Annotated in this window: 19 protein-coding genes and 2 pseudogenes; 16 read left to right on the forward strand and 5 right to left on the reverse strand. The window is 59.7% G+C overall.

The window, feature by feature from the left end:
• Complete coding sequence (locus tag PhaeoP97_RS19840) at window positions 1-1,278, reverse strand: replication initiation protein (RefSeq protein ID WP_072506998.1); 1,278 nt, start codon at window positions 1,276-1,278, stop codon at window positions 1-3.
• An 808-nt stretch (window positions 1,279-2,086) separates the two neighbouring features.
• Between PhaeoP97_RS19840 and PhaeoP97_RS19845 the strand changes: the two genes are divergently transcribed.
• The 5 genes from PhaeoP97_RS19845 (at window position 2,087) to PhaeoP97_RS20760 (ending at window position 8,115) form a co-directional block, all read left to right on the forward strand.
• The gene (locus PhaeoP97_RS19845; RefSeq protein WP_014876591.1) at window positions 2,087-3,457 is read left to right on the forward strand and encodes an AAA family ATPase; all 1,371 of its coding nucleotides are present in this window, start codon (window positions 2,087-2,089) and stop codon (window positions 3,455-3,457) included.
• Between the two features lies 1 nt (window position 3,458).
• Complete coding sequence (locus tag PhaeoP97_RS19850) at window positions 3,459-4,541, forward strand: ParB/RepB/Spo0J family partition protein (protein ID WP_072506965.1); 1,083 nt, start codon at window positions 3,459-3,461, stop codon at window positions 4,539-4,541.
• Window positions 4,542-4,833: 292 nt separating this feature from the next.
• On the forward strand, window positions 4,834-5,682 hold the full coding sequence (locus tag PhaeoP97_RS19855; protein ID WP_072506994.1) for a PRC-barrel domain-containing protein: 849 nt from the start codon (window positions 4,834-4,836) through the stop codon (window positions 5,680-5,682).
• 282 nt (window positions 5,683-5,964) lie between these two features.
• Complete coding sequence (locus PhaeoP97_RS19860; RefSeq protein ID WP_237029072.1) at window positions 5,965-7,872, forward strand: ATP-binding protein; 1,908 nt, start codon at window positions 5,965-5,967, stop codon at window positions 7,870-7,872.
• A gap of 87 nt (window positions 7,873-7,959) precedes the next feature.
• Window positions 7,960-8,115 carry a hypothetical protein gene (locus tag PhaeoP97_RS20760; protein WP_237029074.1) on the forward strand — a complete coding sequence of 52 codons (156 nt, stop codon included), beginning with the start codon at window positions 7,960-7,962 and terminating at the stop codon, window positions 8,113-8,115.
• Here the strand turns inward: PhaeoP97_RS20760 and PhaeoP97_RS20870 are convergent.
• Window positions 8,083-8,211: pseudogene (locus PhaeoP97_RS20870) on the reverse strand (MarR family transcriptional regulator); the annotation flags it as partial. The gene PhaeoP97_RS20760 and the pseudogene PhaeoP97_RS20870 sit on opposite strands and share 33 nt — an antisense overlap.
• A gap of 503 nt (window positions 8,212-8,714) precedes the next feature.
• Between PhaeoP97_RS20870 and PhaeoP97_RS19870 the strand changes: the two are divergent.
• Window positions 8,715-9,638: a hypothetical protein gene (locus PhaeoP97_RS19870; protein ID WP_072506996.1), complete on the forward strand. Its 924-nt coding sequence runs from the start codon at window positions 8,715-8,717 to the stop codon at window positions 9,636-9,638.
• A 92-nt stretch (window positions 9,639-9,730) separates the two neighbouring features.
• Here PhaeoP97_RS19870 and PhaeoP97_RS19875 read toward each other — a convergent pair whose 3' ends face one another.
• Window positions 9,731-10,147 carry an SRPBCC family protein gene (locus PhaeoP97_RS19875; protein ID WP_072506966.1) on the reverse strand — a complete coding sequence of 139 codons (417 nt, stop codon included), beginning with the start codon at window positions 10,145-10,147 and terminating at the stop codon, window positions 9,731-9,733.
• On the reverse strand, window positions 10,144-10,488 hold the full coding sequence (locus tag PhaeoP97_RS19880; protein WP_096740494.1) for an ArsR/SmtB family transcription factor: 345 nt from the start codon (window positions 10,486-10,488) through the stop codon (window positions 10,144-10,146). Before PhaeoP97_RS19880 ends, PhaeoP97_RS19875 begins: the two co-directional genes overlap by 4 nt.
• 293 nt (window positions 10,489-10,781) lie before the next feature.
• Between PhaeoP97_RS19880 and PhaeoP97_RS19885 the strand changes: the two genes are divergently transcribed.
• The 4 genes from PhaeoP97_RS19885 (at window position 10,782) to PhaeoP97_RS19900 (ending at window position 16,817) form a co-directional block, all read left to right on the forward strand.
• On the forward strand, window positions 10,782-11,348 hold the full coding sequence (locus tag PhaeoP97_RS19885; RefSeq protein ID WP_237029073.1) for a hypothetical protein: 567 nt from the start codon (window positions 10,782-10,784) through the stop codon (window positions 11,346-11,348).
• Between the two features lie 193 nt (window positions 11,349-11,541).
• Window positions 11,542-12,303: a MipA/OmpV family protein gene (locus PhaeoP97_RS19890; protein WP_072506968.1), complete on the forward strand. Its 762-nt coding sequence runs from the start codon at window positions 11,542-11,544 to the stop codon at window positions 12,301-12,303.
• A 3-nt stretch (window positions 12,304-12,306) separates the two neighbouring features.
• Window positions 12,307-13,707 (forward strand): efflux RND transporter periplasmic adaptor subunit, encoded by a 1,401-nt coding sequence (locus PhaeoP97_RS19895; RefSeq protein ID WP_072506969.1) that lies wholly within the window; start codon window positions 12,307-12,309, stop codon window positions 13,705-13,707.
• Entirely contained in the window at window positions 13,704-16,817 is a 3,114-nt protein-coding gene (locus PhaeoP97_RS19900; protein ID WP_072506970.1) for an efflux RND transporter permease subunit, read from the forward strand. Before PhaeoP97_RS19895 ends, PhaeoP97_RS19900 begins: the two co-directional genes overlap by 4 nt.
• A 41-nt stretch (window positions 16,818-16,858) precedes the next feature.
• On the opposite strand, the gene PhaeoP97_RS19905 is transcribed toward PhaeoP97_RS19900, so the two are convergent.
• A complete protein-coding gene (locus PhaeoP97_RS19905) occupies window positions 16,859-18,046 on the reverse strand; it encodes a helix-turn-helix domain-containing protein (RefSeq protein WP_072506971.1) in 1,188 nt (395 codons plus the stop codon).
• A 197-nt stretch (window positions 18,047-18,243) separates the two neighbouring features.
• Between PhaeoP97_RS19905 and PhaeoP97_RS19910 the strand changes: the two are divergent.
• The 6 genes and pseudogenes from PhaeoP97_RS19910 to PhaeoP97_RS19935 form a co-directional block, all read left to right on the forward strand.
• Window positions 18,244-18,962 (forward strand): annotated as a pseudogene (locus PhaeoP97_RS19910) (IS5 family transposase); the annotation flags it as partial.
• Between the two features lie 238 nt (window positions 18,963-19,200).
• Window positions 19,201-19,419 carry a cyclic nucleotide-binding domain-containing protein gene (locus PhaeoP97_RS19915; protein ID WP_072506972.1) on the forward strand — a complete coding sequence of 73 codons (219 nt, stop codon included), beginning with the start codon at window positions 19,201-19,203 and terminating at the stop codon, window positions 19,417-19,419.
• Between the two features lie 378 nt (window positions 19,420-19,797).
• The gene (locus tag PhaeoP97_RS19920; protein ID WP_072506973.1) at window positions 19,798-21,042 is read left to right on the forward strand and encodes an ATP-grasp domain-containing protein; all 1,245 of its coding nucleotides are present in this window, start codon (window positions 19,798-19,800) and stop codon (window positions 21,040-21,042) included.
• 47 nt (window positions 21,043-21,089) lie between these two features.
• A complete protein-coding gene (locus tag PhaeoP97_RS19925) occupies window positions 21,090-22,511 on the forward strand; it encodes an FAD/NAD(P)-binding protein (RefSeq protein ID WP_072506974.1) in 1,422 nt (473 codons plus the stop codon).
• Window positions 22,511-23,593 carry an AbrB family transcriptional regulator gene (locus PhaeoP97_RS19930; RefSeq protein WP_072506975.1) on the forward strand — a complete coding sequence of 361 codons (1,083 nt, stop codon included), beginning with the start codon at window positions 22,511-22,513 and terminating at the stop codon, window positions 23,591-23,593. Before PhaeoP97_RS19925 ends, PhaeoP97_RS19930 begins: the two co-directional genes overlap by 1 nt.
• Window positions 23,586-24,773, forward strand: a complete 1,188-nt coding sequence (locus PhaeoP97_RS19935; RefSeq protein ID WP_072506976.1) for an ATP-grasp domain-containing protein — start codon at window positions 23,586-23,588, stop codon at window positions 24,771-24,773. The genes PhaeoP97_RS19930 and PhaeoP97_RS19935 overlap by 8 nt, the downstream gene beginning before the upstream one ends.
• The last annotated feature ends 16 nt before the right edge of the window (window positions 24,774-24,789 follow it).

Consider the following 24,789-nt stretch of genomic DNA (forward strand, 5'->3'; position numbering starts at 1 on the left):
CTAGCCGTTAAAGGCCTCTGGTTCCAACTCCTGCCAGAAGGCGATAATGGCCGCCGCGTTCAGTGCTGAGCGCCAGCCGTGCTGGCGGAAATGCTCGCGGTCCAGATCGCTGTCCAGACCCGACAGGAACAGCCGCTTGTCGGCATCGCGCTGGGTCGGGTTTCGCCGCGAAACCAATGTTTCGACGATATCCAGATGCCGGGCGCGATCACGGCGGGCTGCGGCGCGCGCGTCAAAGGCGGCGGCCTCTGCTGCGGCGTCGGCGTCGCGGCGCGCCTGCGCCTCACGAATGCGGGCCTCGTCCTCAGCTGAAACCGGCGGCGCGGCTGGCCCGTCCGGCGACAGGCTGTAATCGCCGTCAATCGCAGCGCGCAAATAGCCCAGCGGTGATTTCACCGCCCCCTGCCCCGCCACATAGTCCAGCTTCTGCTGCACATAGTCGGCCCCGTGTTCGGTGATCCATTGTCGAGCCAGCCGGTCAGAGACCCCCTGCCCGCGCAGTGCCTTATAGACCGGTTGCTGGCGCAGCCCATCGCTGTCGTCGATCTGGAACATCGCCATCTGGGGGTTTTCGCGGATCAAAAAGCGGATCTCGCTGACCGCACGGCCCTTCTTGCGGGTCTGCGGTTCGATGATGATGTCGGAGGATTTATTGACCTCGGCCACCGCCGGTTTGATGATCTTGGCATTGAGATGTTTGAAACTCTCGTAATATGCGGAGCCATCCACCCCCATCAGCTTGCGAAAGATGTCCAGCCCCCACCAGCCGGTGGAGCCAGTGCGCACAAACCGGTAGCAATTCTCATAGAGCGCCAGCCCGTGGCCGGAACTGAAGTTGCGCTGAATCTTGACGTTGATCAGGGCAAAGATTTTCGGGTCATGCAGTTTCTTGGCCAGCTCCGGCGAATAGGCGTATTCGCAAACACCGTTCTTCAGCTTGGCAAAGCTGAGCAGCGAGGAGACGCCCCATTCCTGATGGCCCTGCTCATCCAGCATATCCCATTCCGCGACCGTCTCCGCCAGTGCCCGCAAGCTGGCCCGCAGGCTGTCGATATCGTTGGAATTATATCCCACCATCATCGCCAGGGTGCGTGCGTCGATGGTATGGCTGCGCGCGGAGGTCAGCGTGTCATAGGCGTTGAGCAGCAGCACATTTGACAGCTTGCGCTGCAGCAGCGTCAGCTTGCCACTGATATGGATTGCAGCCACGTTTTTCTTCACCGTTTCGCGGGTCAACGCGCCGGTCAGCCGCTCTTCGTCGAAGCTGGGTTCTGCCATGGAATCACTGCCTGTCATCATCGCTCTCTTTTGCGCCATACCCTGCCACAAAAGGAACCCGTGCGACAACCGCGCATGGGTTCCTTTTGCTGACAGCCCAGCTCAGCATCAGCGCCACCCTCGGAGTTGGCCCCTGTGGCGGGTGTCGTCTAAAAGGTACCCGTTCACGGGACGCCCGCTGATTGAGGCGGCCAGCTTGCGAATCGCGGCACTGGCCTAGCATCGCATGATTCCGCCGGGTGTTGCGCCGCAGGGGCACAGAGCGCGCGCCCTGTGCGCACCACATATTTTGCCCGATCAGTGTCAAAAATAGCGTATCAGGCTCTGTATCACGGCCCTATGGCGGTCTATCATGGAGCGTCATCAGAGTGGTTTGCGCGGCAGGACAGGCCCGACCGGCACAGATCGCCATCCTGAGAATCGGCGCCTTTTGCCCCGCGTTCAGGCCCCTTTAATCCTGCTGATGGGTCCCTTTGATCCTGCATCCGGGTCCCTTTGAACCCGGAACCGGGTCCCCTAACTTGGGTAAGTAACTGTAATCAGGTGGAAAATACATGCCAAAGACTCTAAAGATTCTAAAAAATATAAACGTTTAGCTGTGATCTATTTTTGAGTTTTTGAGGGAAAACAGGAACGTTTCGCGACGAAACCTCCCTTTGTGCTGATAAGGCACCCGGAAAAATTCGCACTTTGGGTCCATCCCACCTATGCAGCGCAGAAGATGTTCCCTATTCTCAGGCATATAAGCGAAAACAGAAAACACGCGCATAGACCCAGCATAAATTATGCACAGAGATCGAGCAGCTTCATGACCTCTCCCACCTTGCCCCCGTATTTCAATCTGGACCCGGAACAGGCCGCCGCCAAGCTGCCGGATCCGATCCAGACCACCCGTTTTGCCAAGGCGGCTGCCATGTGCAGCAAGGGCCGCGAAGATCTGGCCCGGCGTGGCTATGCGCCAGACGGCGAAAAGCGGCTGCGCAAGTTCTCGACCTGGGAGATCACCCGGTACCTGATCCCGGTGGCACCGCAGCACCTGCGCCGCGTGTTGAAGAACCACCCCGACCTGCCCCAAGGCGAGGGTGAAGGCGGCTCCAAATGGTTCACGCTGGAGGAGGTTCTGGCGCTGCGACAGCATTTCGCCTCCGAAGGGATCTCAACCAAGGAATACTTGCCCTACCGCCCCAAGGGCGTGCCGGCGAAGGTGACGGCGGTTGCCAATTTCAAAGGCGGCGTTGGCAAAACCTCCACCGCTGCGCATCTGGCGATGTCGGCGGCCCTTGATGGTTACAAGGTGCTGGTAATTGATCTGGATTCCCAAGGCTCAATGACCTCCATCCTTGGCGGCACGGTGGAGGACGAATGGTCCACCGTCTTTCCGCTGATTGCCAAGGACTACGCCAAATCGGTGGTGGCGGAAAACGCTGTGCGCGCCGCCGCCGGAGAGCCGGAGCTGCCGCTGGATGAGACATTGAATGAGGCGCTGCGGGTTTCGTCGCGAAACGTCATTCAGAAAACCCATTGGTCCAACATTGATCTCATTGGCGCGCAGCTCAATCTTTACTGGGCAGAATTTCAGATCCCGGTCTGGCGGATGGGGCTGCGCAGCTGGCCGCTGTGGGATGCGCTGAGCAACTTTTTGGAGCAGGAGGGTATTCTGGACGACTACGATATCGTCTTTCTCGACACGCCCCCGGCGCTTGGCTATCTGACCATCAATGCGCTGGCGGCAGCAGATATCCTGCTGGTGCCGCTGGGGGCGTCGTTTCTGGAGTTTGACTCGACGGGGCGGTTTTTCGACATGCTTTATTCCACCTTCGCCTCCATCGAGGAGGGCGAGAATATGGCGCAACGCGCGGCGGGTTTGCCGGAAATTAAATTTGAATGGGATGTAGTAAGGGCGCTGATCACGCGCTTTGACGCCAGTCAGCAGACGGACATGGCGAATGTGATCCAAGCTTATTTCGGAGATTTCATGAACGCCTACCGTCAGGATGTCACCGCCCTTGTTGGGCAGGCGGGAGAGCAAGTGAATGGGATCTACGAAGCAGACTATCGCGACTTCAACCGCGATACCTATGTACGCGGTCGCGAAACCTTTGATCGGACCTATGCGGAGTTCAAAGAGCTGCTTATCGGCAGCTGGTGGCGCGACACCCAGATGGAAGAGGCGGAGTAACATGGCAAAACGCAGACGGCTGAGCGCCCCCGACGCATCCGAGATCGAAGCCATCGAGGAGGGTTTCGCGACGAAACCTGGCGTCAATCCTTTTGATCCGGCGCCCGGTGGTGTCGCGGCCAGCGCCCCGCCGATTGCTAAAGTCTCGGCCGAGGCGGCGCAGTTGCACGGCATGGCATCGGTTGCGGACCGGGTGGAAATGGCCCGCGACAAGGCAGACGCCGAACGCTGGCGCGCCGCCGAGGATGCGGGCGAAACCGTACTGCGCATCCCGCTGGCAGAGATTGACCGCGACTATCTGCGCCGGGACCGGATGCAGATCGACGAGGACGAGCTGGACGAGCTGACCGCGTCGATCCGCACCCATGGCTTGCGCAGCCCGGTTGAGGTGATCGCGCTGGAGGAGGGCTACGGTCTGGTCTCCGGCTTCCGCCGTCTGGAGGCCTATGCGCGGCTGAACCGGAGCGAAGACGGCTTTGCCGCTATCCCGGCCTTTCTGCGGCGCGGGGCTGACAGTGCTGGCGCCTATGTGGCGATGATCGAAGAAAACGAGCTGCGCGCCAATCTGACGCCCTATGAACGCGGGCGTATTGCAGTGCTGGTGGCGGGGCAGGGGGTGTTTGCCTCGGTCGAGGCGGCGGTGGATGCGCTGTTTGGCGCGGCCTCTAAGGCGAAACGCTCCAAGGTGCGCAGCTTTGCCGCCGTGCATGAGGGGCTGGGCGATCTGCTCCGCTATCCTAATGCGCTGTCGGAGAAGGCCGGGCTGAAACTGGCGGCGGCGCTGCGGTCGGGCGGGCAGGGGGCCTTGCGCTCCGCTCTGGCCGGGGTGGATCCTGCGGATGAGCGGGCCGAGTGGCGATTGCTGGAGGCGGTACTGGCAGATGCGGGGCCGACACCTGAGGTCAAACCCCGTGGCGGTCGCCCGCGTCAGGTCACCCGACTGGCGGCGCGGCGGTTGTCCTCAGGCGGGGATTTGTCGGCAGAAGTCGCGCCGACAGCGATGCGGATTGATCTGAAGGGCCGCAGCCTTGACCCCGATCAGGTGGAGGCTTTGCTGGGGCTGATCGAAGATCGGCTGGGTTAACGGTTGCGATGATACACGTATAAGCATATTGACCTCTTTGGCCTGTTAAGAACCGGCCAGGGGATGCCCGCGCCCGATATAGTCGCGGCGGCGCGGATATGAGCCGCAGCCCAACGATGGAATACGGGCAGAGCAGCGGCTTTCCAATCTTTGATTTGTGAGCGATGCGGAGATGGTCGACGATCCCCGCAATAAAGAAAAATCAGAATCCACGGAACCATCTTCGATCTGGTCGAGTTATCCCACCAGTAACAGCAAATACTGTCGCTGACAGCATAAGAGGATGAAAAAAATGAAAAATCTGCTTCTCTCTACCGCAATTGCCCTGACTCCTGCGACCGCCGTTCTGGCTGACGGTCACGGTGACATGTTCCGTGCCGAGGCGGACCCGATGGCGATCCACGCTTCTGAATTCATTGGCATGCGCGTCTATCGTTCCGAGGACGGTAAGGGCGCGTCTGAGCATGACGGCGTTCAGAAGGAATGGGACGATATCGGCGAAATCAACGACGTCGTGCTAAATCGCGACGGCACCGTGGACTCCGTTCTGGTTGATATCGGCGGCTTTCTTGGCATGGGTGAAAATCAGGTTGCCGTGGATATGAAATCGGTGAAATTTGTCGCCGACAGCTCCACCGCCGAAGACCTGAGCGATTTCTTCCTGGTGATGGAAGCCTCGGCTGATGTGCTGAAAGAGGCCCCGACTTATGACTGGACCCGCCAGGCGGATGCCGCTACCGACGAAATGAAACAGGACGCAACTGCGGCGGCTGGCGAGATTAAAGATGACGCCGACGCAATGGCCGAGAACACGGAAGAGACTGTCAAAGACGTCTTTGCCCGTGATGGGTTCGCCAATGTCGTGGCCACCGATCTGACCAGTGAAGAACTGACCGGTGCGCCGCTGTACGACAGCAACGACGAGTGGATCGGCGAAGTATCGCAGATCAACCTGACCGACGACGGCAAGGTAAAGTCGATCGTGGCTGACATCGGTGGCTTTCTGGGGCTGGGTGAAAAGCCAGTTGAGCTGGAGTTGACCAAGATGGACATCATGCGTGCGGACGACGGCGACGACCTGCGGGCCTATGTGTCGATGAGCAAGGAACAGCTGGAACAGCTGCCCGACTACGAAAAATAATCTGCCAATCACTTTTGATAGCTGATTTTACAACAGGGACGTGGAGCACAGCTCCGCGTCCCGCGTCGGTTTTTACGCAGCTTAATGTGTAAAATTGAAACGATCCCGAAGTCTTAACCTTCGCTTTAGCCTTTTGCCGCCTAATGGTCTGCAAAGGAAAACACGGGCGTGGGTAACGAATTGCAGGCTCTCTACAGATTGATGATCAGGCATCTGTTTGCTTTGATCTTACTGGGTGCAGGTTCCCTTGTTGCGACGGGGGCGGGCGCGGACCCCATCCGCATGACCTACGAAGAGTTCCATCCCTATTCCTTTACCGATGCAGAAGGGCAGCCGCAGGGCGTTTCGATTGATCTGATGCGCCATATTGCCAGTGTAGCAGGGCGCGAAGTTCAGTTTCACGCGAACCAAAATCCAGCCGGGATGCTGAGCGAGCTGCGCAGCGGAGCTGCGGATGTGACCTCTCTCCTGGCATTGACGCCGAAGCGGCTGACCGCTGGTTTGGGGACGCGCGAATTAGGCGCGTTTGAGTTGCGGGCCTTCGTGCGCCGAGATGGGCCCATCACCACGCTTGGTGACTTGACCGGCACCACTGTAGGTGTGGTCAAAGGCAGCTTCGCAATAACCGGTGCGCGGTTGGTTCCGTTTTCCAAAGTTGTCGAATTCGACACCACGGATGATCTGATCCTGCCGCTGCTGACCGGAGAGATCGACGCTGTTGTCTCGTCACAAAACAGTTTTCTCAGACGGCTGCGCATGGCCCATGTCGAAGATAGTATTGTGTCGCTGCTGCCATCACTTGTTATCAGCCCGTATGGGTTTGTTGTGGCCCCGGATCAGGAGTCGCTTAGGACGGCATTGAACGCTGCAATCGACAGCAGTGTGACCGCCAACTTGTTGGCTACGGTCGAGAAGAAATGGTTTGGCCGTTCTCGCACCCTTTGGGACAATAAACTGGTGCGCTGGGGCCTGTTGCTTTCCACCGCGATGTTGGCGGCGATCCTGACCCTGGGCTACTGGTTTTTCCACTATCGCCAACAATCCGCACAATTGCTGCGGGACCGGGCCGGTGATCAGCTGCTGATCCGTGCTTTGGATGAGGTGGCCGCCGCAATTGTCATCTATGACACTGAACTAAAGGCGGTACATTGGAACCACGGGTTTGAGCTGATCTTTCCCAGCGTGGTGCCTGCGCTGAAAAAAGGCGCGACAATGCGCCAGATGATCGTTCAATCCTATGTTGATGGCACCATCGAAAATGATCTGAGCGATATTCAGATTGTTGATATGGTCGACCAGTTTGTCGAAGACTTGCGTCGCGGCAAGTCAGAGCTGCGGATTGTGAGAACGAGGGACGGCCGGGTGTTTCAGGCACGGGACGTCAAACTGGGATCCCGGCATTATGCCTCGTTGCGGGTGGATATAACACAGTTGCAGCAACAGCAGGACATCATCACCGAACAGGCGGTGTCGCTGGAGGCTGCGAATGAAGAGTTGCGCACCTTCTCCTCGATTGCGGCACATGACCTAAAGGCACCGCTGTTCAGTCTGCTCAACCTGATTGATTTTATGGCCGAGGATATGCAGGAGGCCGGGATCACGCTGCCGCAGGACATTCAGGTCAATTGGCAGGAAATTGAATCGCTGTCGCAGCGCATGATGCGGTTGGTGCAGGATTTGCTGGTCTATGCCACTACCCAAAGCGAATGCCACCAGTCAGAGGTGATACAGCCGTCGCATCGCCTGCGAGAGGTGTTGGATCTGGTAGGCCCACGCGAGGGGTTTGATGTGACCATTGCGGCAGATATGCCAGATCTTCGGGTCAATCCCATCGCTTTTGACATGGTGATGCGCAATCTGATTGCCAATGCGCTACAGCACCACGATCAGGAGCGCGGATATGTTGTGCTGGAGGCGACAACCAGCGGCGATGCCGTGACGATCTCTGTGCGCGACGATGGGCCGGGCATTCCTGAGCAACACTGGGACGAGATATTTGCGCCGTTTCATCGGCTTTCGACATCGACAGAGGGCAGCGGATTGGGGCTGGCGTTCATTAAGAAAACGGTCGAGAGCTGGGGTGGGACTGTACAGGTGAAGGCGGCCGAGCCACGCGGTGCGGTGTTTGAGGTGAGTTTTCCCAGATCCACCACCGCTGAGACGGCTCTGCAACAAGTGGTCGCGGTCTGAGGCGTATTTTAGGTCGCGGCTGATTTGTTGTCCTGCATGTGCTGCGACAATTGATTGGGCTTGGCAACCAATCTTTGCAGCGTTTCTATGTCCAACCCGGTCGAGGCAATTACGCATTCGGTGATTGGCCCGGTCGTCTTGCGTAGGGGCGGATCCGGCTTCGGTCAGGTGAATATGCACCTGCCGTTCATCCGTGCTGCTGCGCTGGCGGGTGACCAGGCCCATCGCCTCAAGCCGTTTTAACAACGGCGTCAGGGTGCTGGTTTTCAACGACAATTGCCGAGCCAATGCGCCGACACCCTGCGCGTCCTGCTGCCAAAGCAAGGTTGGTATTGCCAAGTTGTTCAGGCTGATTGACTCAGCTATGTCGCGCTAATGAACTTTCCAACGATCATGCCACGCTCGTTCTGATGCGTTCAACCTCTGGGACGATTACACCGCCGAAATGGCGGCCTGAACCTTCTTTTGCCAATACCTCACAAGCTCACGCCAACAACTTGGCAATACCGTTCAAAGCCTTCCTCGCTGCGCGGGTGCCGGACCCCAGTACAGGCGCGCCCGAGCGGCTATCCGTTGCGCCATCCGTGGAGAACTGTCTGGGCAATATTGCGGATGAGCTGAGGGTTGCCGATCCTTTGGGGCGTGGCCGGTTGGTCACGCTCCTTGCATTGACTCTCCTCAAGCGAGCTGGCTACACAAAGGACAAAATCGCGACAAAACAAAGACAAATACTGCTGCCATTGTGCGGTGGCATGCCATCTTTGATGGCGGATGGGGCACGTTGCGCCGAGGACGCCGTTTCGGTGCCGCATCGCACAAGGTCGTTCCAAGATGGAGTTGACATGACAGAACCGCAAAGCATCTCTACCGCGCCCGACACCGGGGCAGGGGGGCTGTCTATTGCGCTGCATATCGGGGCGCCGTTTACTGATGAGGAACAGCTGACATGGTCGCTGCGCCGGGACACTGCACGGTTGCTAAAGGACGGTGTGCTCGTTCGCCGACCAGGCACGTATATCAAAGAGCTGACCGAACTGAAGGGCAGAGCTGCCAAAGACGATATCACTGAGTCCGAATGTGCGGCGTTTCTGGATGGGGTTCTGCGTGATGCCGATGTTTCGCGGTTGATTTTGTCGATGCCCAGCATTCTGGGGGTGCCTGCCTGGATGTTGAACGGTGGGCGTCTATACAAAAATGCTGGTGCCAATACGGCGGCGCTGCGCGCGGTGTTCCCGGATCACGCGTGTGAATTTTTCCTGGGGATGTGTAACCCGGCGACACTGGTGCCCACGGGGTTTTCAGCGCAGTCGCAAAAGGATTGGTACGGGTTTTCGGGCGATACTGATCTGATGGATCTGTGCTGGTCGGATGTGGTTGCGGATATTCTGACCGCGAATCCGGGTTGCGGTGTGACCGTCTGGTGCAATGAGGAAACGCCCGTGTTCTGGCCGCAGGTGCTGGGGCATGTCACCGGTATGGGGGCCGCATACCGGTTTGAAGGGGAAACAGATATCCTGCGCAAGGCGATGACAGAGGAGGGCACCAAACGGCTGGAGGCCTATCTGGCCGAGCGCCCGCAGCTGTCGGACCAGCAGCGCGATCAAGTGCGCGAGCTGTTTCTGTCCTATTTTCATTCCGAGGATGTCGTGGAAGAGGAAATTGATCTTCCCGGTTGGTCGCAGGGCTTTGTCGACGTCATGACCGAGCGCTATTTCAACGATGTTGAGCTGATCCGCCAGATGCCCGGTGTCACCGTCATCGGGTGAACCCCGCCGCAGAGCCATCCCCATGGCTGTTGCCTTCCGGCACGGTCAGGCCACGGGGATCGCGCGTTGTTTCATAGGGAGTGGGCGCAGATTTAACCCGCTTCATGCGCCGAGGCGCGCATCCGTCCCAGGTGTTCATCCCAGCCTTTGTCCAGCGACAGCAACAGATCAAACGCCTCGACCCCCTGTGGCAGGCCCTCGTGGCGCAGCAATAGATTGGTGCCGCCGGGTACTTCGTCCAATGTCCAGGTGACGGTACTGCTGCGATCACCCATCGGCGCGATGGTAAAGCTGTATTCGAGACGGGCATACGGCTTGGCAACCAGTACCTCGCCCCACATCAGACGCTTGCCGCTTTCGGTGCCAAACATTTCGTAGGGGCCTTCAACCAACGGGGTTTGGGGTTTGTGAAACCAGATCGCCAGCTTGTCTGGGTCGGTGAGATAGGCCCAGACCTGGGCCGGGGTGGCCCGCAGATAGATGGATTTTTGCAGGATCGTATCGGTCATTGGATGTCCTTTTCGATTTCGGATTTGAGCAAAGCAAGGCGGCTGTCCCAGAAGGCATCAAAGAATCCGAACCAGTCGAACACCTGTTTCAATCCGTCAGGGTTCAGGCTGTTCAGGCGCGCGCGCCCCTCTACCCGGACCGATATCAAATTGCCCTGGTCCAGAATGGTGAGGTGTTTTTTCACCGCGGCACGGGTCATCTGAAAATTTTCCGCAACCTCGGCAATGGTCATATTGTCCTGGGCCAGCAGTTGCAGGATCTGGCGGCGGGTTGGATCGGCGAGGGCGCGAAAGGCCATCTGTTCCGAGTGGCGTGGTGCCGGCATTTCTGGATCGGTCATGGCGGGGCGGCTTTCTAAAGTGATACCGTTTGGTATCTCATAATTATGAAACCATTAGGTATCATGTCAAGCGATATCTGCGATCCTGTTGGTTGCCACCGACCAAAACTGTGATGAGGCGTCCTGTCCTATTGGGACGGGCAGGGCTGGGCGTCCTTTCCGGCCTGGTTGGACGACAACAGGGCTGGACCGCGGATAGGGATGGAATGTGTCAGCGACTGGCTGTCCAAACACATATCACGGCCCTTCACCGACACATGTTCGTCCGACGTTTACCAAAGAGAGACCCAGCGATGCTCAGCTTTCCGTTCCAACCCCGCCATCTTACCCCGGCGTTGCGCAGGTACCGGCGCAATGTATCGCTGGTGCCTGTCATGTTCTGCATCGCACTTGGGTTTACCATTGGGGCCTCGCCTGCGACCTCGGCCGGGGCAGGGTCTGAAGATATCCAGCCCCAAGACGGGCATTGGCTGGCGCTGATGCAGTTCCGCTCTGTTTCTGGCTGCTCGGCCCAGGTCCGCCGCGAGATTGAGGCCGACGCCGAGGATGAGGTGCTGTATTCCAAACCGCTGACGTTTACCCAGCCGCTTGATCTCAACCATCTGAACGAGGCCTGGGAGGTGGATATTGATTGGACCCGCACCAGCCCTAACCGGTGGGAGGGCGCGATGACAGAGGTCGAGCGCACCTTGTTTGGCAAGATCACCACCGTGACCGAATTGCAGACGCGGGTGATTTCGGAAGGGTTGATCGACCAAAAAGCCGTCGCCACCATCAGTTTCCCACCGCGCATGATCCGTCAGATCGGCTCTGCCGACCCTTGTGTGATCCATGCCGATATCACCCACCGGCTGCGTTAGGGGCCGGATGATCTGTCCGTCTGTGCGCGGACGGACAGTCCGAACCGCCCACGCCTAGCGGATGAGACGACAACCGGCAGGCAAATTGGCAAGGACTGCGCCAGTGAGACCTGCTGAACAGCTCCGCCATATGGCGGGCCGCATTTTTCAACTTTCTAAAACACTCTGATCTAACACCTAAAAGGACACTACTATGAAGTTTCACCGCAGCGCTGCCCTTGTGACCGCGAGTATTCTGGCAGCAGCAACTGGCGCGTCTGGCGCCCGCGCCGACGGACTGTTTTCCAACGGGCAGTTCAGCCTTGGGCTGGGCGCGTTTGCCAGCTCCAGCCTTTATAAAGGCGAAAGCACCGAGTCGGCTGCATTGCCGTTTCTGAGTTATGAGAGTGACCGGCTGAGCCTGGGGTGGGGTGGGGTGGCCTATCATTTTGTGAACAGCGAGGACATGCAGGTTTCTGTACGGGTCAGTGCGGGCGAAAAACCGGACTACCCGGAAAACAAGCCGCTGTTTGCGGGTCTCAAACGTGGTACCCCAATCGAGGCCGGCTTTGATGCCACTTACCACTTTGATGGGTTCTATGTCGCGGGCAGTGCGATGATGGATGTCTCTTCCGAACACAAAGGGTATCATCTGGAAGCAAAATTCGGGACCGAATTTCAGGTTGGCGAGCTGGGGATCGATATCGGTGCCGGGGCGCGGATGCGCGATGGCAAGCTGAACAACTTTCTTTACGGTGTGTCCGCCAGCGAGGCCAACGCACAGCGCGCCGCCTATGATGTCGGCTCTACAACCGAGCCCTTTATCGACATGACCGTAGTCTACCCAATCAGCGACCGCGTGTCGGTGCTTGGCGTAGTGGATTATCAGCTGATCGACAAAAAGGTGCACAACAGCCCGCTGACCAATGACAAGGACAGTTATTCTGTTGGTCTTGGTCTGGTCTACAGCTTCTGATCCATGGGAACCCCGCTGCGATCCGATCAGCAGGCTCAGGCAAAGGGGGCGCGGCGCGAAACCGTGCCCCCGGCCAAGTCTGCGTCCCCGGTGCCCCCGATGTCTGCTGTGCCAGAGGCGTCCCCAACGTCCCCTGCCTCTTATACGCCGCCAGTACCCCCGGCGGTTGCAGCCCCATCGGAGACACAGTCCGCTTCAGCCCCGCCGCGCCCCGGCCGCGCGGCTGAAGCGGGCGCAGAGGGGGCAGCGGGGCTGGTGTTTCACAGCGATCCCGAGGCCAAATGGCCGCCGCGACTGGCGGCGCTGATCTGTCTGCTGCTGGTGGGCTGGATGGCCTTGGGCCAGATTTTGTCTGACGCCACTGATCCTGGTGCCGACGGCGCGTCTGGTCCTGCCACAGCGACAGGGGGTGTACCTTCGTCGGCCCCTGTGTCCGTGGCGGTACGCCTGTCGCAGGCGGCGCCGGTGACGCTGCGGTTTCGCACCGAGGGCTATAGCATGGCCGACCGCGACAGCATCTTGCGCGCTGAAATGTCGGGCCATCTGACCGCGGTTCCCGTGCAAAAAGGCGCCCAAGTGGAAGCCGGGCAGGTGCTGGCGACGTTACAATCCACGCAGCGGGTTGCCGCGCTGCAACGCGCCGAGGCGGGCGAGGCCCGCGCCCGGCGTGAATATGAAACCGCCGAGGCCCTGCACAAACGTGGGGCCACAACCGAAACGCGGCTGGAGCAAACGCGCGAGGCCTTGGCTGCGGCACGGGCAGAGTTGTCGCTGGCCCGGCAGGGGGTGGCGGAAACCCGTATCACAGCGCCTTTTGCGGGCCATCTGGAAACTCTGTCCCTGATCCCCGGCGCCTATGTGCAGGAGGGCGAGGAGCTGGCCCGGATCGTGGCGACAGATCCATTGCGGCTGGTGTTCCAGGTGCCTCAGAATATGCGCGCCGCGCTGGAGCTGGACCGAATGGCGCAGGTCCAGTTTCTGGAGGGCAGCCAGCGTCAGGGGCGTTTGGCGTTTCTGGGCCGTCGGGCCGATCCTTCTACCCGCAGCTTTGCCGCAGAGCTGTTGATCGACAACCCTGGCGGTACGATCCCTGCCGGGATCAGCGCCCGGATCGAGGTGCCGCTGCAAGAGGTGGACGCGCATTTTCTGTCACCTGCGCTGCTCTCGCTGGATATGGACGGAGTGCTGGGTGTCAAATCCGTTGATGACGCCGACCGCGTTGTCTTTACCCCGGTCGAGATCGTGCGGTCACAGCCACAGGGGGTCTGGGTCACGGGTCTGCCTGATCAACTGCGTCTGATTACCGTTGGGCAAGGGTTTGTCACAACTGGCGAACCTGTCCGGGTCAGTGACACAGGGCCCGTCGGCGCAGATGTGAAACCCAGCGCGGAGCTTCGGCCATGAGCGGTTTTCTCAGTGTGATCTTTGCGCGCAGTCGGGCGGTGATCCTGATCTTCTCCGGGCTATTGCTTGGCGGGGCGTATGCCTATGTCAGCATCCCCAAGGAAAGCAGCCCCGAAATTCCAATCCCATATGTTTATGTCAGCACCACCCTGTCCGGCATCTCGCCGCAGGACAGCGAGCGTCTGCTGGTGAAACCGCTGGAGGCGGGTCTGGCGGGTCTTGCCGATCTCAAGGTGCTGAATGCCAACGCCTATGAGGGCTATGCCAATGTGACGCTGGAATTTGACGCGGGTGCCGATGTGACAGAGGCGCTGGATGCGGTGCGGGTGGCGGTGGATCAGGTCCGGCCTGACCTGCCCGAGGCCGCCACCGAACCGGTGGTGATGGAAATCAACACCGCGCTGTTTCCGGTGCTGACGACGGTATTGTCGGGGCCAGTGCCCGAACGCAGCCTGAACCGGCTGGCCCGGCAACTGAAGGACCGGCTGGAGGCGGTATCGGGGATTCTGGAAGTGGATATCGGCGGCGGACGTTCCGACCTGCTGGAGGTGCTGATCGACCCGGTTGCCTTTGTCACCTATGGGCTGTCGTTTGAGACGCTGGTGGGTCAGATCAACCGCAACAATGCGATGATCGCTGCGGGGGCCATTGATGGTGCGGCGGGGCGTTTTGTGCTGAAGGTACCGGGGTTGATCAGCGGGCCCGGTGATCTGATGCGGATGCCGGTCAAGGTGCAGGATGGCACCGTGGTGACGCTGGGGGATATCGCGGTGGTGCGCCGCCGGTTTGAGGATCCGCGCAGCTTTGCCCGGATTAACGGCCAACCGGCGCTGACACTGGATATCACCAAACGCAGTGGCGCCAATATCATCGAAACCGTGGCCGCCGCCAAAGCAGTGATCGCCGCCGCGCAACAGCAGTGGCCGCAGAGCGTGAAGGTGGATTACCTGCTGGATGAGAGCCGCGAGGTGAAAACAATGCTGGGCGATCTGGAGGCCAATGTCATTGCCGCGATTGTGCTGGTGATGCTGGTGGTGATCTATGCGTTGGGGCTGCGGCCGGCGCTGCTGGTCGGGCTGTCGATACCGGGGGCGTTTCTGACAGGCGTGGCCGTACTTTGGGGGATGGGGATCACGATGAACATCGTGGTGCTGTTCTCCTTGATCCTTGTCGTGGGGATGCTGGTGGACGGGGCGATCGTCACCACCGAATTGGCTGATCGTCATTTGCAGGATGGTGCCAGTGCCGCGCAGGCCTATCGCGCCGCCGCGCAACGTATGGCGGGGCCGCTGGTGTCGTCGACTGCCACCACGCTCAGCGTGTTTGTGCCGCTATTGTTCTGGACGGGGACCACCGGTGAGTTCATGAAATTCCTGCCCATTACCGTGATTGTGACGCTGGCGGCCTCTTTGGTGATGGCCCTGGTGTTCATTCCGGTGCTGGGGGGCATGATCGCGCGGCGCTCACCACAGAGCGCCCGCGCCAAACGCGCGCTGCACGCGGCCGAACATGGGGATCCGCGCTTGGGTGGCGGTATGGCCGGGGTTTACGCGCGTGGCTTGCAGCGCGCCTTGCTGTTCCCCGGCACCACGGTTTTGCTGAGCCTTGCGCTGTTGCTGGGGACGTTTGGCCTATATGGGTCATTCGGGGCAGGTCTGACGTTTTTCCCCAAGGTAGAGCCTGAATTCATGCAGGTGCAGCTGCGCGCCCGCGACAATTTCTCGATCTATGAACGCGACGCATTGGTGCGGCGGGTCGAAGATAGATTGCTAGAAACGTCGGGGATTTCCAGTGTCTATGTGGTAACCACGCTGGGGGGCGGTGACGATCTGGATCTGATCGGCACCATCCAGATCGAGCTGGACCCATGGGACCAACGCCCGCCTGCCGCTGAAATTGGCGCTGGCATCCGGGCAAATGTCGCGGATCTTCCTGGCGTCGAAGTGCGGGTGGAAATAGACGATGACGGGCCAAGCGGCGACAAGCCGCTGGATCTGCACATCATGGCGCGTGACCCGGCCGCATCCGAGGCGGCGGTGGTGCAGATCCGCGAGATCATCAATCGGATGGGCGGGTTCACCGATATTGCGGACAGCCGCGCCCTGCCGGGGGTCGAATGGCGGATCGAGATCGACCGTGCCGAAGCCGCACGCTATGGCGCTGATCTGAATTTGCTGGGGCAGGCGGTACAGTTGCTGACACATGGGGTGACGGTGACGACCTATCGCCCGGATGATGTGGCTGGTTCCGTGGATGTGCGGGTCCGCTTTCCTGCGCCTGATCGCAGCTTTGACGGATTGCTGGCGTTGCGCGTTCCCACCAGCGCCGGGTTGGTGCCCATCTCAAACTTTACCCGTTTTGCGCCGGTGCCCCGTTCTGGCGCGATCCAACGGCGTGACCAAAGCCGTGTTCTGACCCTGACGGGCAATGTGGCACCGGGGCTGTTGGCGGATGCGCAGTTGGCCAACCTGCGTCGCGCGCTGGACGAGACACCGCTGCCCGATGGCGTGACCTGGACCTTCAAGGGGGAGGCCGAGGAGCAGGACGATGCGATGCGTTTTCTGAGCCTGGCCTTTGCAACGGCGGTGATGCTGATGGCGGTGATCCTGATCGCGCAGTTCAACAGTTTTTATCAGGCGGCGGTGGTGATGTCGGCGATCATCTTCTCGATTGCGGGGGTGTTGTTGGGGCTGATGTTGGCCGGGCGGCCGTTTGGCGTGGTCATGGGCGGCATCGGGGTGATTGCGCTGGCGGGTATCGTGGTTAACACCAATATTGTGCTGATCGACACTTATAATGCGCAGCGCCGTGCCGGGCAATCTCCGCGAGAGGCGGCGCTCCGCTCGGGCGCGCTACGGCTGCGGCCGGTGGTGCTGACCGCGCTGACGACGGTGCTGGGGCTGATGCCGATGGTTCTGGGTATGAAGCTGGATTTGCTGGCGGGCAGCATGGTGTTCGGTGCCCCCTCTAGCCAGTGGTGGACTGAACTGTCCACCACCATCGCCGGCGGACTTGTGGCGGCGACGCTGCTGACGCTGCTGGTCACCCCGGCGATGCTGGTGCTGGGGGACCGGCGCCGCGCGGATGGGGCTGATGGCGCGCGGTGCTAACATGCTTTGCCGATGTTGTCGTGATCTGACCGCGCTTAGGTCTAGGGAGCGGGCCGAGCGGCCCGTAGGGCTGATGGGGTGGTATTCATTTCACGTTTGAAGGCGTTGTAGAAAGACGAGCGTGAATTGAACCCGACATCATGGGCGATCACCAGAATGGTCTCATCCGTATCATGCAGCTGCTTTACAGCATCCTGAATGCGCCATTTGTTCACATAGTCGAAGAAATTCGATTGCAGCGTCATATTCAGCGTCTGCGACACGTAGTTCGAAGTGACGCTGATATGTTTGGCCAGATCCCAGAGCGACAGGTTCGAGTCGCGGTAGAGCAGATCCTTGGTCATGGCACGTTCAATCTTGGTCGCGATGCGGGTGGCGTGATCATCGGTGAGGGCGGAGCGTTCGTATTTTGCGGCGACCAGTTCCTGTTCGGCGGCGGCGGGGGCGCTATGGGTTTTGGGCATCAGTCCCGGTTGCTGGCGCACGCCCCAGATGCCGATCACCCAGGTGATGGCCAGGCTGGACAGGCCGCTGGTCAGGTCGGAGGCGTCGCTGAACAGCTGGAACATCTCAATGCCGAAGAGGTCAGCGAGGATCTCGGCGACGCTGAGCAGGAGATAGGCCGATATGGTGGTGGTGATCCACCAGACCCAGGTCAGCTCGCGGTCTTCGGTGGTGGCAAACAGATCCTTCAGCCGCGCGCGATATCGCGACAGCATTTTCATGATCAAGACCAGATAGAGGGTCACCTGAATGTAGAACAATACCTCGACCAGCTGGAAGTAGATCAGGATCGCCTGGATGTATTGGCTGAGGTCGGCGAACTCCAGATCGTTCTGGGCGAACAGGGATTTCGGGATGGTCCAGAACAGCACCACCATGCTGATCGCCAGCAGGATGGGCACCGCATGCCAGAGTCTTTGGCGGATTGGCGGGCCGTTATCCTCCGACGTGAGGGCGCGGACATAAAGCCACAGCAGTAGTGGTTGGGCAAAGACGGCTGGCACATGCAGGCTGTTGAAGCGTGAGACGACATAGTCGTAGGACTCATCCACGACCACCAGATCCAGAATGCTGAGCATTTCGGTAACGGACTGGGTCACGAAGAATAGCGCCAGCGGCACGTAGACACGCTGGTGGCGTTGATGCAGCAGCAGTTGATTGGTGCAGAACAGCGCCATGCCAAGGTGAAAGGCCGATAAGGCCAGTAGATATTTATCGTCCACCATCACGCGCCCGACCCTGAATTCCGGTAATCAGCCTGTAGCAGGCTACAGTGCATAGTTACAAGTTTGCAGGGGGGGCGCACTGTCCTTACCGACAGGGAAGAACCATGGACGGGGGTTTGATTGGGGATCAGATCGGCCTTGTTGCACAAATCGGCTTGGGGATTCACTGCGTGAATTCAGTGTGATAGCTGGTTGGTATGAGCAGTTGGGCCCCTACGAAATACAAGACCAGGAACTGGCCTTCGTAAAACACAGCACTAAAGCGGCGCGGATCGCTTTCGATCTGGTTTGATCCCGAGATGGTCTGGGTGCCGCTGCCGACCGGCAAGCGGGCCCGACAACAGCAATTCAGCGACGCTGCGATCCAGACCTGCCTGACCTTGAAGATGTTGTTCGGCATGCCGCTGCGACAGACGACCGGATTTGGCGTAAGATACACATGGGGATCGACAAAGTAACGCTGGAAGTTCGGGCGGCCGAGGTCACCACCAGTAATGTTGGTGATGCGCCGATGCTGCCGGAACTGCTCGCGCAAATGCCGTCTGATCAGGACAGCGGATCAGTGACCGCCGACGGAGCCTATGACACGCGCAAATGCCCCGACGCGATTGCTGCCCGTGGTGCCGGCGCCGTCATTCCGCCCCGCAAGAACGCCAAACTCTGAAAGCCCACAAGCGCCGGGGCCGCTGCCCGGAACGAAGCGGTCAACGCGTCGCGATACTTGGGTCGCGCCCTGTGGCGGCGATGGAGCGGATACCACCGCAGAAGCCGTGTCGAGAGCAAGATGAACTGTGTGAAACTTCTTGGCCAGTCACTCATGGCACGCGACTTTGACAGACAAGTCGCGGAAGTCCAAATCCGCGGCGCCGCGCTCAATCGCTACACCGCTCCGGGCATACCAGTCACAGAGCCCGTAAGACAAGCCCGTCCGGGAAAGGGTAAGCCTGCCCATCAACGGATTTGCGCAACAAAGCCGCAGTGCGCAGCAAATGGCACTGACTTTTGCAGGTTCCTATATTGTTCTGATTTTTGGCCGCTTTTACACGTTCGGCCCTCTCAGGCCTATCTGGCTCATAGCGACAGGCTAGGGCGGCGGGTGCGCCCAAGACGGCAACTTGGATTGGTATTGCGATGAAAAAACCGACCTCTGTGACATGGCTGGATCATTGCCTGCCTGGCACTCGCGCAGCGCTGACGGACGCGGGCAAAGCCGATACTATAGTAAGGACGAGATGGTGCACCAGATCAGGGATCTGGCGACCGAGTTGTTTTTTATTCAGTCGGGAACGGTGCGGTTCGGCGCAGTCGACCATGAAGGCAAAGAGCTGATCGCACGGGATTTGGACAGCGACCATTGGTTCATGTTCCGCTGAAGGAAGTGGAGGCAAGGCGATGACGCTATTTAGAGGCTTGTTCACAAGGTGGTGTCTGATTTGATTGCTCACGGCCATCATATTGTATCGAACCTGTTTGTAGGTGTGTTCCGGGAAATTGTGCAGTTGCGGCATCTGGTCGCCTTGTCCTGTACGCGATGAGATGCCGGCCTTGTTTCAACAGGCGGACCATTCTGAAAATGGTGATTTCCGTCTGCTTCGGCAGCGGAAAATTGCTCATCTTAGCGTTGTGTAAATTTCACAAAACTGCCGCTTGACGGATGTTAACTATCCTGTAAGTTGCATGAAAACACGTGAAGGGCGAAGGAAACTTCACAACTAAACCTATTGAAATACTGCCAAAGGCTCCGTCACGTCATGAAAATAATTCTGTTCGCACCGCCAAAAATCATTCTACAGCATAGTGTTACTGAATGGGTTGATGCAATCGGCCCGAACAGTGTGATCTTGACCTGTGCCAGTGCCAAGGACGCGCTGATGCGCCGCTTCTCTGATGGGCTGGATATTCGCTTCTTTCAAAATTTCAATGACAGCCCTGAGGTTGAGTTGGCAGCGATTGATATCGCGCAGTCGCTGTCACAGCCCTTGTGTGTGGCGCTCGCGGAGATTGATGTGCTGCGGGCGGCGCGGGTGAATGACTACCTTGGACTGTCTGCAAATGCTGCGGTGCAGCTAGAAATGTACCGCGACAAATACGCAATGAAGGCACGGGCCCAAGAGGCGGGGCTGCCGGTTAGCGAGATGGCGGTGGTCCGCAGCGCGATGGACATTCGCCGCTTTATCGACAGGTTGGGATATCCTGTGGTGTTAAAGCCGCGGGACGGGCGCGGCTCCAACGGTGTCTGTGTGATCCGGGGTGATGCGGATTTGGCGGCCTGGCTGAAGACGCAGGACAGTTCCACCTTTTACAACACCATGATCGAACGGTTCGTTGCCGGAGATCATTATATCGTCAACGGGCTCTATGTGGCGGGACGGCCAATTATGATCTCGCCAGTTCGGGTGCTGACCTCTGCACTGGATTTTCTCGGCGGACGGTCACATGATCTGCATATGCTGGAGCCGACAACGCCTTTGCGTGACCGGCTGGTGGCCTACTCCCGCCGTCTGGTCGAGGAGGTGATGCCGTCGCCGCCAACCTTGCTGTTTCACCTTGAGGTGTTTGTTAGCCCGGATGGAACCATCATTCTGGGAGAGATCGCCTCGCGGCTGGGGGGCGTGTTCTTCAATCAGGAAATGACCGAGGCCTGGGGGATCGATCCGCGCATGACCTTCCTGCGGGCGATGCAGGACCCAGAGTTTGAGCGAGCACCGGAGCCACAGATGATGGTGGAGCCGGTGCGGCTGGTTGGTCAGCTTTGTGTGCCGCCCCGCGAGGGCGTTTTGCAGAGCGTGCCAGAGAGTTGCCCGTTTGACTTTGTGCGGGCCTATCGGATGAGCGGCGTGGCCGGGAGACAGTATGGTCAGATGGCTTTTACCAATGCGGAAATCCTGAACGCCATTGTGGAAGGGCATAGCGAGGCTGAATTGCGCGCCCGTCTGCGCCAGCTGGAGGATTGGTTCCACACCGCCTGCCAATGGGAAACCAGCGCCGCGGCCTGACCGGTGGACCCATAAGAAAACCCAAGGCTCCAATAAGGATGTACTCCATGAAGATCGCAGTTCTTGGCGCGGGCTATGCCGGTGTCTCTGTCCTGGAAAATCTGGTCGCCACTCTGCCTGATCTGTCGGTGCTCTCGGTGGATGTTTTTGACAAGAGCCGTAGCTTCGGGCCCGGCGTGGCCTATCAGGAAGATGCGGAGACCAATCTTCTCAACCGGCCTCTGAAGCTGATGTATCTGTCGCGCCGCAATGATTTCCGCGACTGGCTGGTGCAGATTGGCGCACGGGAGGCCGCAGCGGATGAGGACGGATTCTTGCAGCGCGCGCTGTTTGGGCGGTTCCTGCAAAACCGGTTTGATGAACTGTGCGGCGCCGTGCGCGCTGCGGGTGGGCGGATCCGTATCATCGGGACCGAGGTGGAGGCGATCGCCCCCAGTCGCCGTCCCGACGCGCTTTATCAGCTGTCCTGGGATAGCAGCGGATCTGATTATGACATGGTCTACCTGTGCCTTGGCACCAATCTGGAAGCCGATCCCTACGGGTTGAACGGCACGCCGGGCTATTTCCGTTCGCCTTATCCGGCGGCACGCCTTCAGGCATTGCAGCACCTGCGGGTGGGCATTCTGGGCTGTCGTCTAACCGCCTATGATGTGGCGCTTGGGGTGAATGGGCGTCAGATGCTGATGACCTCGCGCCGGGCGGGACTGCCCAAGGCGGTTACCGCCTATCGTCCGGTGACACTGCGCCACCTGACGGCGGACGGGTTGACGGCCTTGCGGGATGGCTGCGAGGACGGGCGTGTGTCGCTCTCGGCGGTGATGGATCTGTTTGAATCCGAGATGCAGCATCAGGGGGTTGATGTCAGTTTTGCTGAGTTGCTGCGCGGCGTCGACAGTGCCGACAACGATCTGGTGTCGAGCATTCTGGCCGAGACAAACATGCTGATCCCGCAGCTTTGGGCCAGTCTGAGTGACCGCGCGAAGGCGACGTTCCTGCGCCATTTTCATCGGCTCTGGTCGAATATGCGGGTGCCGATCTCGCGCACCAATGCGGACCGGATTGCGGATTTGCAGGCCAGCGGCGCGCTGAGCCACCGCAGTGGTCTGCGCGATGTCACCTTCCGCAATGGCTGTTATCGCATGGCATTTGCCGATGGCACCGTCGAGGTGGACGCAGTGATCAATGCAACAGGGCTGCAACGGGGGCTGGACGAGGCGAATCCGCTGATCCGAAGCCTGCTGGAGCAAGGGTTTGCCGAACGGGATGCAACCGGCGGCATCAAGGTGCAGTTGAAGGACTGTCGGGTCACCACCCGCGACGGGCGTCCGTCGCCTGGATTGTTTGCACTGGGCCAATTGACCTGCGGAACCTTCTACATGGTCAACAATATTGACGTGATCCACCATCAGGCTCGGATTGCCACCCGCTCTGCGCTGTCCCCGGCTGTACCCTTACGGAGCGTGGGCTGATGCTTCGGAATTTTACGATCACTTTGCTGCTGGCCTGTGCCGGGTCAATCCTCGGCTATCTAAGCGGACTGCCATTGGGGCAGCTCCTTGGGGCGGCGGCGTTGGTACTGATTGCCTGTCGAATGGGCTTGGCGCTGGCCACACCGCCTGCGGCGATCGTAGTGATCCAGCTTATTCTGGGGGCCAGCGTCGGGGCGTTGCTTAATGCTGAGATGCTGCATGGGATGGCAGATCTGACGATCCTTGCGGGCTTGCTGATCTGCATGTCTGCGCAGCTGGTTGCCGGTTTTACATGGCTTTACCGGGTGGAGAAATGGACCCGCGCCGAGAGCCTCTTGGGGGCGGTGCCTGGCGCCATGGCGGCGGTGATGACCCTGACCGGCGAGGAAGGTAAGACATCGGCCAAGATGGTCTTTGCCCATATGGTGCGGATGATTGCACTGCTGGTTGCGGTGTTCCTGATTGCCGGTCCACAGGAGAGTTCGCAGGAAGTTGCCGCGCTGCCCGATGGGCCGGACGGCCGCGCCCTATGGGTTGGATATGTCGCCTTCCTACTGCTGGCGACCGGGGCCTATGTCGCGGGGCGCGTGCTGGAGAGGTTTGCCATGCCGGCACCCTATATGGTGACTGGGTTGATCCTCGCGGCGGGGGTGAACCTCTGGCTGGGCAGTGATCCGATTGTGGTGCCAGAGCCGCTGGTGCTGTTTGCCATGGCGCTGCTTGGCGGGCTGATCGGCATCCGGCTGAAGGATATCACCCGTCAGGATATCGCGAGCTACTTGCGGGCGGCGCTGATTGTTACCTCGATCACCTTTGGCATCACCGTGGTCATGGCGTTTGGCTTCAGCCTGCTGACCGGCCAACCGTTTCTGGTGCTGTTCATGTCCTGGGTGCCCGGCGGGGTAGAGGTCATGGTGGCAACCGCGCTGGCACTGGGGCTGGAACCTGCTTTTGTGATGCTGAACCATGTGTTGCGGATGTCGGTGCTGCATATCGCGCCGATGTTTATGAGCCGCGACTTCTTCCGGCCCGAACCACAGGATACTCAAACAACCAAACATGAGGGGGGCCGTCATGTCTGAGCCTAAGCGCAATATCCTGATGATTGGCGGGCGTGACCACACCTTTGTCCGCATCGGTGACATGGGGCTGCGGTACAGCGCGCTTCAGATCCGCGCCCATCTGACCGATCACCTGCTGGATCATGCCGAAACCGTCGTGGTGACGGATTATGAGGATATCGACAGCAGCGTGGCGCTGGCGCAGGCCCTGCATCGCAAGACGCCGTTTGATGCAGTGTTTTCCTTTGCCGAATATGGTTTTCTGACCGCCGCGCATATCGCTGAGGTGCTGAATCTGCCCAGCAATTGTCAGGTATCGACGGTGCAGCTGACCCGCAACAAGCGGCTGATGCGAGAGGCGCTACGCGCAAGCGGTATTAAGGATGTGCCCTTCGCCCGGGTGCGCTCTGCGGCGGAGATTGCCGATTTCGTGGCCCACCACGGCGAGTGTATTATCAAACCGGCAGAGGGCGGCGGCAGTGAGGGCGTCTATCTCGTCGATGCCACCACGGATATCAGCAGGGCGCTTGCCCATGCCGTGCAGGTGGGCCGCGACGAGCTGATCGCCGAGGCCTTCATACCCGGCCCGGAGTATAGCGTCGAAACCATGTCGGTCGAGGGTGCGCACCGCATTCTGGCCGTCACCGAAAAAACCACAAGCGGAGCGCCATACTTCATTGAAAGCGGCCACGTCCAGCCGGCTGCCTTGAGTGCGGATGACGCCGCTCGCATTGGGGAGCGGGTCCGCGTATTGCTGGATGCTGTCGGCTACCGGACCGGGCCCGCCCATACGGAGGTCAAGCTGAACGACGGGGCGGTCCATGTGATCGAGACCCAGACCCGCAATGGCGGCGACCAGATCTGGGAGCTAACCCTGGAGACCACCGGCGCGGATGTTTTTAAGGAAACTTTTGCCGCAGTTCTCGGGCTGGACTACAGCGCGCCACCCCCCGCCGCGCGGGCGATGGCGATCCGCTATATGTTGGCGCAGGACCGGGTGCTGGACGCCATCACCGGGCTGGATTGCGCTGCCCGCGCCGAGGGCGTGGCGCGTGTACAGTCGTCGGCCAAACCGGGCACGCGGTATGACGCGGTGCTGTCGGCCGCGTCGCGGGTGGCCTATGTTCTGGCACGCGGCGACAGCCGGGAACAGGCGCTGGCCCATGCCGAAGCAGCCGTTGCCCAGATTGAACTGAGGTGATCCGGCAGCATCGCGC

It is taken from the genome of Phaeobacter porticola (assembly GCF_001888185.1).
Classification (GTDB): Bacteria; Pseudomonadota; Alphaproteobacteria; order Rhodobacterales; family Rhodobacteraceae; genus Phaeobacter; species Phaeobacter porticola.